Source organism: Arcicella aurantiaca (assembly GCF_003148625.1).
In the GTDB taxonomy this organism is placed as follows: domain Bacteria; phylum Bacteroidota; class Bacteroidia; order Cytophagales; family Spirosomataceae; genus Arcicella; species Arcicella aurantiaca.
Window position 1 is genome coordinate 204887 of record NZ_QGGO01000002.1, and the last position, 13400, is coordinate 218286.

General features: G+C 33.2%; 16 protein-coding genes and 1 tRNA gene. 13 read left to right on the plus strand and 4 right to left on the minus strand.

Features of this window, described 5'->3' with window-relative positions:
* Positions 1-66 precede the first annotated feature (66 nt).
* The 3 genes from LV89_RS02540 to LV89_RS02550 all read left to right on the plus strand — a co-directional run bounded on the left by LV89_RS02540 (position 67) and on the right by LV89_RS02550 (position 2388).
* Complete coding sequence (locus LV89_RS02540; RefSeq protein WP_109741287.1) at positions 67-891, plus strand: site-specific integrase; 825 nt, start codon at positions 67-69, stop codon at positions 889-891.
* Positions 858-2057: a VapE domain-containing protein gene (locus LV89_RS02545; RefSeq protein ID WP_158279494.1), complete on the plus strand. Its 1200-nt coding sequence runs from the start codon at positions 858-860 to the stop codon at positions 2055-2057. Before LV89_RS02540 ends, LV89_RS02545 begins: the two co-directional genes overlap by 34 nt.
* Positions 2058-2181: 124 nt before the next feature.
* Positions 2182-2388 carry a hypothetical protein gene (locus LV89_RS02550; protein ID WP_109741289.1) on the plus strand — a complete coding sequence of 69 codons (207 nt, stop codon included), beginning with the start codon at positions 2182-2184 and terminating at the stop codon, positions 2386-2388.
* Positions 2389-2765: 377 nt separating this feature from the next.
* Here LV89_RS02550 and LV89_RS02555 read toward each other — a convergent pair whose 3' ends face one another.
* A complete protein-coding gene (locus LV89_RS02555) occupies positions 2766-3467 on the minus strand; it encodes a helix-turn-helix domain-containing protein (RefSeq protein ID WP_109741290.1) in 702 nt (233 codons plus the stop codon).
* A 128-nt stretch (positions 3468-3595) separates the two neighbouring features.
* Between LV89_RS02555 and LV89_RS02560 the strand changes: the two genes are divergently transcribed.
* From LV89_RS02560 to LV89_RS02615, 10 genes are all read left to right on the plus strand, one after another.
* Entirely contained in the window at positions 3596-3808 is a 213-nt protein-coding gene (locus LV89_RS02560; protein WP_109741291.1) for a hypothetical protein, read from the plus strand.
* A gap of 119 nt (positions 3809-3927) precedes the next feature.
* Positions 3928-5145: a site-specific integrase gene (locus LV89_RS02565; RefSeq protein ID WP_109741292.1), complete on the plus strand. Its 1218-nt coding sequence runs from the start codon at positions 3928-3930 to the stop codon at positions 5143-5145.
* A complete protein-coding gene (locus LV89_RS02570; protein ID WP_146199057.1) occupies positions 5142-5408 on the plus strand; it encodes a hypothetical protein in 267 nt (88 codons plus the stop codon). Before LV89_RS02565 ends, LV89_RS02570 begins: the two co-directional genes overlap by 4 nt.
* A 19-nt stretch (positions 5409-5427) precedes the next feature.
* A complete protein-coding gene (locus LV89_RS02575; RefSeq protein ID WP_109741294.1) occupies positions 5428-5619 on the plus strand; it encodes a hypothetical protein in 192 nt (63 codons plus the stop codon).
* 104 nt (positions 5620-5723) lie between these two features.
* Positions 5724-7013, plus strand: coding sequence for a VapE domain-containing protein (locus LV89_RS02580; protein WP_109741295.1), 1290 nt, complete (start codon positions 5724-5726; stop codon positions 7011-7013).
* 367 nt (positions 7014-7380) lie between these two features.
* A complete protein-coding gene (locus LV89_RS02585) occupies positions 7381-8268 on the plus strand; it encodes a DUF8464 domain-containing protein (protein ID WP_109741296.1) in 888 nt (295 codons plus the stop codon).
* A gap of 359 nt (positions 8269-8627) precedes the next feature.
* The gene (locus LV89_RS24850) at positions 8628-9218 is read left to right on the plus strand and encodes a hypothetical protein (RefSeq protein ID WP_146199058.1); all 591 of its coding nucleotides are present in this window, start codon (positions 8628-8630) and stop codon (positions 9216-9218) included.
* A gap of 4 nt (positions 9219-9222) precedes the next feature.
* On the plus strand, positions 9223-9615 hold the full coding sequence (locus LV89_RS02605; RefSeq protein WP_146199059.1) for a hypothetical protein: 393 nt from the start codon (positions 9223-9225) through the stop codon (positions 9613-9615).
* 13 nt (positions 9616-9628) lie between these two features.
* Positions 9629-9889 (plus strand): hypothetical protein, encoded by a 261-nt coding sequence (locus tag LV89_RS02610; RefSeq protein ID WP_109741301.1) that lies wholly within the window; start codon positions 9629-9631, stop codon positions 9887-9889.
* Positions 9890-10071: 182 nt separating this feature from the next.
* Positions 10072-10392, plus strand: a complete 321-nt coding sequence (locus tag LV89_RS02615; protein ID WP_109741302.1) for a hypothetical protein — start codon at positions 10072-10074, stop codon at positions 10390-10392.
* Between the two features lie 834 nt (positions 10393-11226).
* On the opposite strand, the gene LV89_RS02620 is transcribed toward LV89_RS02615, so the two are convergent.
* From LV89_RS02620 to LV89_RS02630, 3 genes are all read right to left on the minus strand, one after another.
* Positions 11227-11300, minus strand: a tRNA-Asn gene (locus LV89_RS02620).
* Between the two features lie 131 nt (positions 11301-11431).
* Positions 11432-12064 (minus strand): 16S rRNA (guanine(527)-N(7))-methyltransferase RsmG, encoded by a 633-nt coding sequence (rsmG, locus tag LV89_RS02625; protein WP_109741303.1) that lies wholly within the window; start codon positions 12062-12064, stop codon positions 11432-11434.
* Positions 12065-12208: 144 nt separating this feature from the next.
* Positions 12209-13369, minus strand: coding sequence for a glycosyltransferase (locus LV89_RS02630; RefSeq protein ID WP_229201462.1), 1161 nt, complete (start codon positions 13367-13369; stop codon positions 12209-12211).
* Between the last annotated feature and the right edge of the window lie 31 nt (positions 13370-13400).

Genomic DNA, 13400 nt, shown 5'->3' on the forward strand with positions numbered 1-13400 from the left:
GGGTCTTTATAATATTCAGCCAAGAGTTTTTCAAAATTCGCCTGAGTTACTACTGTCTCATCTCTTTTGAAAAGATATATTATTGAAAATATTAAGAGTTTTTTGAAAGTTGAATTTAAGGGGCAAAACATTCAATTGGAAGAAGTTGAGCCAATTGTAGCAGACAACCTAATTAACTACCTCAAAAATGTACGTGGCAACCAACAAGACCATGCTGTAAGACATGCCAAAACATTAAAATCTGTTTTCGCTTTTGCTCAAGATAATGGCTGGATACCTTATAGTAAGTTTGCTAATAAATCTTACAAAAGAGGCGTGAAAAAGGAGATACATTTTTTAAATGAAAAAGAGATTCGACAAATTGTAGAATTGAAACTTTATAGTCCAAACCTACAACTGGTAAAAGACCTCTATATATTCTCGTGCTATACAGGATTGAGCTTTGCAGATGTAATGAACCTAAAGGCTTCAGATATTCAGAGATACGAAGAAGACTTTGATTATATTTCTAAAGCAAGACAAAAAGGAGCCGAAAATAGCAATTTTAAGAAGAAAGTATTCTTTACTCCTGTTCTTCCTGAGGCAGAAAACATATTAAAGAAGTATGAAGAAATTGCTCAACTAAGTCCAGAGGGATTCTACTTCCCACGTATTACAAACCAGCAAATTAATAGAACCATCAAAGATATTGCAGCCCTGGCTAAAATTGAAAATCCTGAAAAGGTCACTTACCATAGCTCACGAAGAACCTGTGCAAGTCTTTTGTATAATTATGGCGTTCCTATTTCAATCGTTGCGAAAGTTTTAGGACATTCATCAGAATTAGTAACACTCACACTCAACCCAAAAGTAGCAATTTGCCTCAAAATACCAATGATAGCAAACCATTGAAGGTAAGTAATACAGAACTGGTCAGGCAATATTTTAAAGCAAATTATAAGTTTAGGTATAATACCATTACTGATACACCAGAATGGAGGACAATAACAGATACAAGATTTAAGCCTCTGGATGATTACAAACTCAATAGTTTGTCTTTTGAGTTAGAAAGTAAAGGTTCAAATGTATCAACGGAGAAAATTTTCAAGTTATTAAAATCTGATTTTGTTGAGCTTGTAAATCCTATAAAAGAATATTTTGAAGGCTTAGAGTTTGAAGAGGAAGTAACAGGTAGTATCAAAAAACTCACGCAAACTGTAAAAGTTGAAAACCCCACATTATTTGAAAACCACTTTACAAAATGGATAGTCGGAGTAATTGCCAATAGCTTAACTCGTGAAGGTTGTCAAAACCATACCTGTTTAGTGTTGACAGGTGACCAAGGTGCATATAAAACGACATGGCTAACCAACCTATGCCCACCCTCTTTAAAAGAATATATTTTCACGGGTAAAATAGACGTAGATAAAAATGATACTCAAAGTATGCTATCAGAGTTTCTAATAATCAATATCGACGACCAACTCCGAAATCTTAACCGTAAAGATGAAAATGCACTAAAGACGCTTATCACACTTGAATCTGTCAAAGTCAGGAAACCCTATGACCGAATGATTACCAAAAGACCGAGAATTGCATCATTCTGTGGAAGCGTCAACGGCAATGATTTTTTAACTGACCCTTCAGGCTCACGCAGGTTTTTACCATTTGAGGTAAAGAGTATTGATTTAGAAGAGTTTCAGAAAATAGACATAGATGCAGTCTGGACAGAAGCATTACAATTATTTCACAGTGGTTTTAGGTACTGGTTTACGAAAGAAGAAATTGCTGAAATAAATAACCACAATCAGGAGTTTGAAGTTACTGATACCGAAACAGAACTTCTCTTAGAATTATATGAAGCCGTGCCACGAAATAGTCCAGAATCAGAGGAATTAACATCAAGTATCATTCTACATAATATTGAAAGTCATTTCAATACAAAGCTTAGTAGTAAAAAATTGGGCGATGCCCTAAGCAAACTCAAATTTATTCGTTTTGGGAAAAAAATCAATGGGTCAGTCAGGTATCTATTTGTAGTCAAACCGAAAGATTTACAGAAAAGCAATCGGTTGTAAGATAGATAGTCAATAGGTTGTAAGAACTTCTCTAAATCCACACAACAATCAAAACTTTGAATACCAAACTATTAATCTCAAAAAAAGTACGGTTGTAAGATAATAACTAAAAAAAGTATAAAACATGAAAAGATTAAGAATTCACACAGACGAAGTAATGTCCACAATGGGCTGGTCGAAAAAGCACACCTATAAGGTAATGCGTCTAATTAAAGACTGCTACCCTGATTCCAAAAAATATGTAATGGTCAAGGATTTTGCTAAACATATCGGTGCATCTGAAGACTACGTTCAAGATGCTATCAAGCAAACAAAAAACGAAGCCCCTTGAAAGGCTTTGTTTTTTGTTGTATATCATCACAAATCAAGAAGATTATATTAGTTTGAAAAAGCGTTTTGGAAAAGAATCACTTATTCTGGAAAAAAATTCAACAAAAAAGCCTTAAATCGAATGATTTAAGGCTTTTTGCTCCCTCTCAAATAGTGGAAAGCAACCGAATAACATCTTGATTATCAAGGAATAAAATAACTTTATATAAAGAATGAACCTAATTTTGTTCAACCGAATCATCACCATTGAAAGAACAAAGTTACACTTAAATACAGTTAAACGCTATTTTGGTGTTCCAAAATGATTTTCTGTTGCTCCTGACTTCGTTCCAATTATTAGTAACTAAAACTTTATCTAAAGTTACATGAAACTGCTATTTAAAAACGATTTTCATTTTCTTTAAGGTTCGCTTGATATTTAACAAGAAAATCGTAATATTCTTTTCTGAATAAAGTAATATTAATTTCTCCAATAATAGCCTTTAACCGTTTTGTATTTTCCACTATCGTATTAAAAATAGAACTCTTTATCGTAAATCGGGTTTCGTCCCCATCAAGCACATTGCTAATTTCAATTTCTCTGGCTTCGTTAAAACTGCGTCGAAATTTCCTAAATATATCACTTGATAAGTCTGATGAATTTGAGCTATTTTCTTGATTTAACATATATTTTTTGCTCAGAAATTCCATTACATTTTCAATTTCTTGCATTGCAATATTATAGGCAAGTAATATCGTAGGGTTTGCATTTGAATACTCATAGTCATCTAACTCTTTCTTCAGCCGTCTTTTATCATCCTCCAAATCCGTAATCCTGAGTTTCAATTCTTCATTCTCTTTCAAAAGCCTTTTCATCTCATCAGAATTGATGTTGGTATTAGAAATATCAACACCTATAAGCTCTGTAACCGATACGCCTAAGGCATTAGCTATTAATTCAATTTGCTCTAAGCTCAGTTTCTTTCCACGTTTTTCAAGTTTTGCGTATTGTGAGTTGTCCATATTTAAGGCATCAGCAATCTCTATTTGCTTTATCCTTTTGGATTCTCTAATCTGCTTTATTCTATTTTCAATATTCATAATTCAAAGTTATGTCATTATTTGACAACAATAATATACAAATTTATCCAAAATCATTTGGATAAATGGACGAAATTATCCAATTTTGAGGACAAATAATTCCATTTTGTGTCAAAATAGATAGAGAAATGAATACAAACCCAATAATTACGGCTAAAAACGCCTATGAAGCACGTTTAGGAGTCAATTTTTCTCCTAATGAAGAAACTCTAACTCGCTTAGGGTTTAAGAAAAAAAGACTGACAAGAATATTATCAGGCAAAACAACCAAACCGCTAACCGCAACAGAAGCTAAAGGACTGGCAGAGATGCTCAATGTTCCTGTTTCTCAAATTATTTAAGTCTAAAAGTATGAGAAAGTCTAAAAAAAAATCCCTAACGATTTAACCGTTAGGGACTTACTATTTTAATTTAACTGATTGCAACAGTTTGCCGACAATGCAACCAAAAAATGTAAACAATGGCAAAAATACAAAAAAAACAGAACAACTCCGAAAGGGTGCTGAGAATCCCCGATGTTGCCTTTTCCAATAGGCAAGGTAAAGTACAAATAAGGTTTAAGCACGGAGGAGAAGACCGTAAATTATCTTTGAACCAGACCATTGGAAAACGAAAAATTGATTCAAAGACTGGCTACATAGAAAATGACCCAATAGCTACTCAATTGCTTTTAGAATATCGTAACCGATTTCGAGAGACTTACAAAAACTTTATCCTGAGAGGAGCAGAACCGTCAATAGAGGATATTAAAGATGGTATATTTTTTAGGACAACTTCTACTCCTATACCTTCTCTAAAAGTAGCAATGCAAGATTATTTCGACCAAGATTATGGAAAAGACAGCAAAAAGGACGAGAAAACCATAGAGAAGAACGGCTACATGATGCGGTATGTATTAGAATGGCTTAATGATATTGGCAAAAGCGATATTTCAGTAAAATCAATCAATGCTAATCATGCAGAACAACTTCTGAACTGGGTAATGGCAAACCGAAGCGTTGAGAAGGAGCATAGCCGTAGAAGCGTTGGTTTCTTGGAGAGAGCTTTAAAATTTAGTGTTAATAATGGTTGGATTGCTCGCAATCCATTTGAATATGTTTTGATGGAGAAGAAATTTAAACGCCAAAGTAAGCCAATTACCAAATTCCTAACGCCAAACGAAGTGAAAGCCATTGAGCAACTGGACAACTTACAACCAGAGTTAGCATTGATTCGTGATTACTTCCTTTTTTCATGCTATACTGGCATGGATGAAATTACACTAAGAGTCGCAAAAAAGGAATGGCTAAAAGACAAAAACGGTCAAGCCTATATCGAAGGATTTAGAGGTAAACCAGACGGAGACATACATCATCAGTTTGTAGTACCTATTTGTCCTAAAGCGGAAAAGCTAATTGAGAAATTTACCGCTATGAGCGAAGGAGATTCATTATTACCAATTATGACGTACAATCAGCAAATAAACATCATGCTAAAGTGTATAGCCAAAATGGCAGGAGTAAATAAACCTGTTTCGTTTGGGTTTGGTCGCAAAACATTTGCCACTACAAAAATCAATGATGGAGTGAGAATAGAAATTATCCAATTAATGATGGGGCATACCTCCATAAAAACAACCATAGGGTATTACGCCCACATTGACATAAACACCGTGCTAAAGGAGGGCTTAACAAAATGAGAAATTATCAATTACTATGTTTTCAATTGATGGAAAAATATGGCAAAAAAGCCAAAATACAGGGTGAACAGATGCTAAAAAGCAAAGGGAAACAACGCCAAAAAAGTAAGATTTTATACTTTTTCTATTTAGAAAATGGTCAATACTGGCAATACAGAATGAAGGAGGATATAATGGAAAATGGGCTTAAATTAGGTACAGGACAAAAACTAAACAGCCTTTTATTTAACTCTTTTTCTGCCAATAACGGATTTTTCAATTAATAACTAAAACAACAAAAAAATGAAAAACTTAGAAGTAACCAACACAGTAGCAGAAGGATTAGACTTAGACAGAATGAACGCCACATTAGAACGACTATTTGAAGGTTATTCAAGCTCGCAAATGGCAGAAAACGACGACCACGAGCAACGAATGGTACTAACGGAGGATTTCTTCAACTTTAAACGACTACTAAAGAGCCTTAAAGACTAAACAAAAAAGCCCGAACAATTAAAGATTGTTCGGGCAATTGATTTTAAGGCATAAGAAGTCCAGAAACGAAAACGCCTCATTAAAATCTTAAAAAACTAAAGACAATGACGAAGTTAGTTAAAAAAGGTGAAATCCAAGGAGTTACACCCGAAAAAGGCAGAGAAAAGTCTGCACAAAAAAATGAAACTAATCATACTAATCCTGTTATAGCAACAAATCCAAACCCTGATAACAAGCCCAATCAACCATTAATTCTAAGATTAGAAGATTATATTTTCAATAAATATGACCTGAGAATGAATATAGTTTCTAATGAATTAGAAGGCAAATTAAAGAAAGATTCTGAATATGGTTTATTTAGCGAAGACCAATTGACTTATGACCTTTTTGTAAAAGGATTTAACAAATTCAACACTCAACTATCCGTGTTAATTTCCACAAAAGTACCTAAATATGACCCATTAAAAGAGTATTTCGAGAATCTTCCCAAGTGGGATAATTCACAACCAGACTATATCAAAAGACTGTCAGATTTTGTAGTTACTGACAGTGGTGATTGGTGGGAACTAATGTTTAAAAAGCATCTTGTCAGAATGGTTGCTCAAGCCATTCTAAAAATACCTTTTAATAAGCAGTGTCTAACTCTTATAGGCAAACAAAATGACGGAAAAACATCTTTCTTAGAATTTCTTGTTCCCCCTAAACTATCAAAATACTACCGAAAAGGTTTTGACTTTGGAGGTAACAAAGACGGTAAAATTTCCTTATGCCAAAACTTTGTAATCAATTTGGACGAATTGGCAAGTTTTGACAAGAAGGAACTAAACAACGATTTCAAGACAATTTTAACTGAATCAATAGTAAAATTTAGAGGTCTATTTGCTAAAAGTGAAACCACTCATAGCAGAAGAGCAAACTTCGTGGCGAGTACAAACCAATACGAGTTCTTGACTGACGAAACAGGCAACGTTAGATGGTTGCCTTTTGTAGTGAAGGAGATTAACCACGATAACGGAAAATCAAAAGGTTATCAAGCCAATATAGATATAAATTTAGTATGGTCACAAGCGTATAGTTTATTGATTAGCGGAAATTTTGATTTTATTTTATCGAAAGATGAAATACAAACACAAGAAAAAAGAAATCAGCGATTTATGAAAGTTAGTGCCGAGATGGAAGCAATCCAGAAGTATTTTATCTCAGGAAACGAAGATGATAGAAATAGCAAATTTTTAACCGCAACCGATATTCAACTGAAATTAGTATTAAAAGGAATTAAACTAAGCCATATTTCAATTGGGAAAGCCTTAAAAACATTACAATTCCAAGTTTCAGAAAAATATTATAAAGAATGTAAATATAGTATAAAAGGGTATTATATCAAAGAATTGTAAAAACAACTTACTCTCTTACTCGAATGATTATAATATATTGAATATCAATCACTTAAATATATTTTTTCGAGTAAGATATAATATTTAATCTTACTCGAAAAAAATATAAATTACTAAAAACCAATACATTATATATATATTATCGAGTAAGATTATGTTATTCCAAAAAGTATCTTACTCGAAAAACGGAGTAGTTTTCGAGTAAGATAGTAAGATAGAGAATACTATCCTACTCGAAAAAAATAACCATAAATAACTGACAATCAATTAATTGAAATTATTCGAGTAAGAGAGTAAGAATAAATCAAATTTTCAAAAGTCTGCTACTCAAAATAAAATTGAAATTGTACTTTAACAATAATATAAAATGAAAACCCACGAACAAATAAACCAACTAAAACAAATATCCATCATAGATTATCTAAGTGGAAAAGGCATAAGTCCAGTCTCAAGAAATGGCAGTAATTTCCTGTATCATTCTCCGCTCCGTCAGGACAGTACACCGTCTTTTTCAGTAAGTCCAACCCTCAACGTTTTTAACGACTTCGGTAACGATGCCGATAAAGGAAGCATAATTGACTTAGTAATGAAGTTAGAGAAAATCGGATTTGTAGATGCTTGTAGCTTATTAGAGAGAATGGACGACAAAAGAGAAAGAGACGGCTCCCAAACTCTTTCTCTCTCTTGTCGTCCAATCTCTCAGGAAGACCCCGAAGGCTATACCATCAAATCGGTTGCTAACTTACAACACCCTGCTTTAATGCGATATGTAAAAAATCGTGGAATCAACCTAAATACTGCATTCAATTACCTCCAAGAAATTCACTATACAAATTCAAAAGGGCAATTTTTTGGAGTGGGATACAAAACTGATAACGGAGGGTATGTTTTAAGGAGCGAAATCATGCAGAAACCTATAAATTTGGGTAAATCTGGCATTAAAACTTTTACATTCCCTAATAGTAATACCATATCAGTATTTGAGGGAATGTTTGATTTTCTATCAGCCATAGAATACTACAAGCGTCCGCCACGATGTACGGCTATCATACTAAATTCTGTAACGAACCTAAGTAAAGCAATACCACAATTAACGGAAGCAACCACGATTTACAGTTATATGGACAATGACGAAGCAGGACGAAAAGCAACGCAAAAAATGAGAGATGCAGGGTTAAACGTTCAAGATTGTTCAAGTATGTATTCAGACAAAGATTTTAAAGACTTCAATGAGTTTTTAGCCAGTACAATTTAAGACTTTAAACATGGAGAAAAATATAACTTTCAAATGTCCGCTTTACTTGACTGTCGATGACATTAAAATTTTGCTCAGAAGAGAAAAGTCTTTTTGCTACGATTACATGAAAACATTAAGAATACTATACCCTGATAGATGCAAGAATGGAAAAAATATACCATCAAATGTATTCTCTGAATATACAGGTAATTCATTAGAAGATATAGCCGAAATACTCGAAGCATCCAAGCGAAAAATTTAGTTCCATTGTTTCCACACTTTCCATGCTTTCCACCCTTGTTAATTCATTTCTTCAATATTTGTAACCTCTGATAAGTAAGAATTATCGGAGGGTTTTTTATTAAAAATCAAAGAACATGAACAACCCAATTACAATATTTCCCGACGAGGAAATGGCAGAAAAATTTAAACAAAAAAGAGAATCTTTAGGCATGACCGAAGAAGAGTATTTCGCCCATTTAATGGAATTATCGGACGAGGACGAATATGCCGAAATAGAGGACGAAGAACCAGACGAAGAGGACGAAGAAACCGAAATAGAGGACGAAGAAACCGAAATAGAGGACGAAGAATTTGACGAGGAATTGACAGGTATTACGGACATATCTGACAATGATTCTATCATTAAAGAATTAAAGCTCCAAGTAAAAGCTCGTGAAGATGAACTCATCCATGTTAACGAAGAATTAAACGGCATCATCAACTATCCAAGAATCAATCTATTATTTGACCTTGTCAGAGGGCATACGCTAAAGATTAACAATACAGATATTGAGATGGTCATCAGAACAAAAAAGGACTTCATTCAATGCCTTGTTAAGAATTTCCATGCTAACATAGATTCTGAAGACTTTGGAATTGATAGTGATGAATTTGAAGAAATGGAGAACGAAGCATTTAAAGATTACGAAGAAGAGGACGAAAACGACGACGAAGATGACGAATAGAAACATGGAAAAGACCAGTAAAATATCATTCAGATTGTCCGATGAGTTAAAGACATTTCTATCTGACAACGCTAATCGTGGCGAATTATCCATGACAGACTTCTGTATTTGGATTTTAACGTCCTACAAAAATGGAGAAGACATTACGGGCAACATTGAGAATTACGGAGTTAAAGAGGATGCAAGATTAAACGAAATTTTAGCGGAATTTGAAACATATAAACGAAGAGCATTCAACGAAATTGAAGCTCTTAAAAAGGATAAATCCAATCTTATAACAAAATATAACGAATTACAATCTAAGATTATTCAAGAGTGCAAGGGTGTAATTAAAAATGAGGTGGAGAAAGCCTATAAAAGAGGATTTGCCGAAGCAGAAAAAACAAATAATAAATAACTCAAAAAAGAATATGGCACAATTTAATAAAAACGATAAAGTATATGCTGGAAATAGTGGTGTCTCAATGTTTGAAAATGCTGAAAAAAGAGGTGTATTCTCTAAAGCAAGTCCAGATGTTTTGAATCCATGTATTACTCACTACCGAAAATATTTAGGTGAACAACAGGAAAGTCAAGAGCCATACAAAAGTTTAACATTCCTTCCTTATGTTAATTCTCCAATTATTAAAAGAATTTGGCTTCCTGAGTCTTACATTGGCATAGCTACTTGAGAAAGATACTCACTTGGTGGAGTATCTTACATTCAAGTCCAATATGATGCCAATAAAATCACATTTAATAATCAAGAATTGGCAGCCTATACAACAATACAACGTTTAGCATGGGTTAAAGAAGTTTCCATTTCTGATACTGGCTATTAATTAATGAAAACACATTCTAATCAAAAATAAATATGTGGGAAGACGAAGAACAACCCAAAACAAACCCACTCTTTGACTTAATAGGTAGTGGACTTAACACAGTAGGGCAAACCATAGGAACAGTTGTAACAAGTGATAATGCCCGTAAAATAGCACAAACAAAGGCAGAACAAGAGAAGGAATTAGCCATCATTGCGGCAAAGAAAGCAAAAACAGACGGCTTTTTTTTTGTTGGGGGCATTGCAATATTTTTTCTATTCATAGGTATAATTATATGGGCAAAAAAGCCTAAATATTACCAAGTAGGGCAATCATACGCATTAAGTGGTATTCACGTACCCAAAGTTGTTTAAAGGAAACCCTATCATTCATTTTCATTCCTTTTGCTCAATAAATTTCCTTCAAATGGCGTAAATTTATTGACAAAGCAAAAAGCGAAACAACTAAAATCCTGACGATAAACCGTTGGGATTTTTTGTTTTTAACCATTCTCAATTTTTCAATGGTGAAAAACCTGCACCATTAGAACAGTTTACGAAGAACTTAATTAGCGTTAATTAAACGAGAATTAAAAATAGATATATTTAGTCAGTTCAACTCCAAAACACCAAAGTTTAACTCCAAACTACCAAAGTTTAACTCTAAACACCTAAAGTTTAACTCCAAACTACCAAAGTTTAACTCCAAACTACCAAAGTTTAACTCCAAACTACCAAAGTTTAACTATTAATGAATATTGTCTTACAACTTTTATAATGAGTTGAATGACTGTCCGACAACGTAAGACAATCATTTAATAGAAATTACAACCTGTCCGACAAAGTAAGACGCACTATTAATCAATAATACAACCTGTCCGACAAAGTAAGACACACTATTAATCAATAATACAACCTGTCCGACAAAGTAAGACACACTTTTAAACGATAATACAACCTGTCCGACAAAGTAAAACACACTTTTAAACGATAATACAACCTGTCCGACAAAGTAAGACACACTTTTTAAACGACTACTGTATAAGTTTAAAACAACAAACATCTTGTTTTAAACCTTGTTTCACGACTGAAATAGTCCCAAAAACACGCAAAAAAAGCACTGTTCCAAACGCTTGGAACAGTAAATAAAAATTGTTCCAACAAAAAAGCCTTCATACGTAACGTATGAAGGCTTTTTGTGATTAATTGCTCCCTCTCCTGGGCTCGAACCAGGGACCCCATGATTAACAGTCATGTGCTCTAACCGGCTGAGCTAAGAAGGATTGTTGTTAATCGTGATGCAAAATTAGTTGGTTTCTGGTTATTCTGCAAGTGTTTTGGAGGAAAAATTTGCAAAAAAAATTCTAATTTACCTTTATCGTTTGATTATCAGTTTTTTAGGTTTGAAAAAAAATTACTTCATTGGTACATGAACTACCATTTTTGTCTCAAAAAACTCCTCTTCATAGAAATTTGATAGTTCATAGACTTTCGTTTTCTTGCCAAATTCTTTTAATTCTTCTTTTAAGTCTCCTCCTTTTAGATATAAAATTCCATTTTGAAGTTTATTATAGTTATTAATATTGATTTTATTTTTTACCCAACCATAAAATGGAAGCAAACGAGTTACAGCTCTACTTACAATAAAATCATATTCTCCTTCCACTTGTTCTGCTCTTATTTGTTCTGCTTTTACATTGGTTAATCCTAAAGCTTGAGCTACTTCATTGACTACTTTTATTTTCTTGCCGATGCTATCAATTAAATGAAATTGACAGTTTGGAAATAAAATCGCCAAAGGAATTCCGGGAAAACCTCCGCCTGTACCTACATCTAAAATTTCGGTAAAATCTTTGAAATCGACAATTTTAGCAATTCCCAAAGAATGTAAAATGTGTTTTTCATAAAGATTGTCTATATCGGTTCTTGAAATAACATTGATTTGTGCATTCCAAGTAGCATACAAATCGCCTAATTGAGCAAATTGTTGCTTCTGTTTTTCTGAAAGTTGCGGAAAGTATTTTTCTATAATTTTTGAATCGTTCATTACTTTAATTTAAAAATTTTGGATTATTGAATAAGCTCACCGATAAATTGTTTTCAAGCGGAGCTTTTCTAATCTGTTGAATAAAATATAAAATTGAGTTCGAGATAAAATCTAATTTATGCTAACAAATTGCTAACTCATTTATTATCTCCATCTCATTTTTCGTTTTCTCGGAATAAAATTATTGATACCCATTATTAAGATATATAGAGCGTAAACTCCATCCCAAAAAGGAAATGTAAATATTTCAAGTGTATTGTCAAACCTTTTATTTGCTTTAGAAAAAACAACCCATTGACTTATTAATCTGAGAAGAAAAACGCCTAATATCCAGAAAATAAGCGGATTGTGACTAAAAATAGGAGCTAATATTAGAAAAGAAATCCATGATAAAATTTGAGTTGATGCCAATCCTCCTAACAAAGCTTTGTTCTTAAATTGATAATATTTTCCAACCGACAAGTGTCTTCTTTTTTGTCTATACCAAGCTTCCCAAGTTGTTTTAGGGAATGAATACATAAAGGTATCTGGATTTAGGCAAACTGCTGTATTTTTTTCATTAGCAACATCATTCATGAATAAATCATCGTCCCCACCCAAAATATTTGTATGCTTTGCAAACCCTTTGTTATGGAGAAATAATGATTTTTTATACATTAAATTTCTCCCAACACCCATGTAAGGTACGCCTGTAATGGCAAATGAAAAGTATTGAATAGCTGTAATAAAGGTCTCGTATCTTATTAAATTATTGAGAAATCCCTTCTCTTTAAAATAGGGAGAAAATCCTAAAACTATTTCTTTGTCTGGGGTTAAACACTCTGCCATTCCTGTTATCCAGTTGGTACTTTGTGGGCGACAATCTGCATCTGTTAAAAGAACTGTATCATATTTTGCAGATTTTATTCCTAAAGTCAAAGCATATTTTTTGGAAGATAAATGCTCTGGCGTTTGTTCAAGTCTAATAAAGCGAACTTTCTGAAATTCAGCACATTCAGTCAAGAGATAATCAAATGTTCCATCCCAAGAGCGGTCATCAACAATAATCACTTCAAAAGTTGGATATACTTGACTATTTAATAAGGGTAATAATTCTTTAAGATTAGCCAATTCGTTCCATGCACATACAATCACAGATACACCCTGAGATTTTCCTATGGGAATTATCGGAGCGTTGTGCTGAATAACTTTAGCAAAAACAAAAAGAATAAAATATAACTGAAATGCAACAGATATAATAAATATGCCGAATAGAAGTGGTATCAAAGCCGTCAATATCAATGAGTTAGTAAAATCGGAGTGCAAAGATAGCTGATTACAGATTAGAGATTGGAGA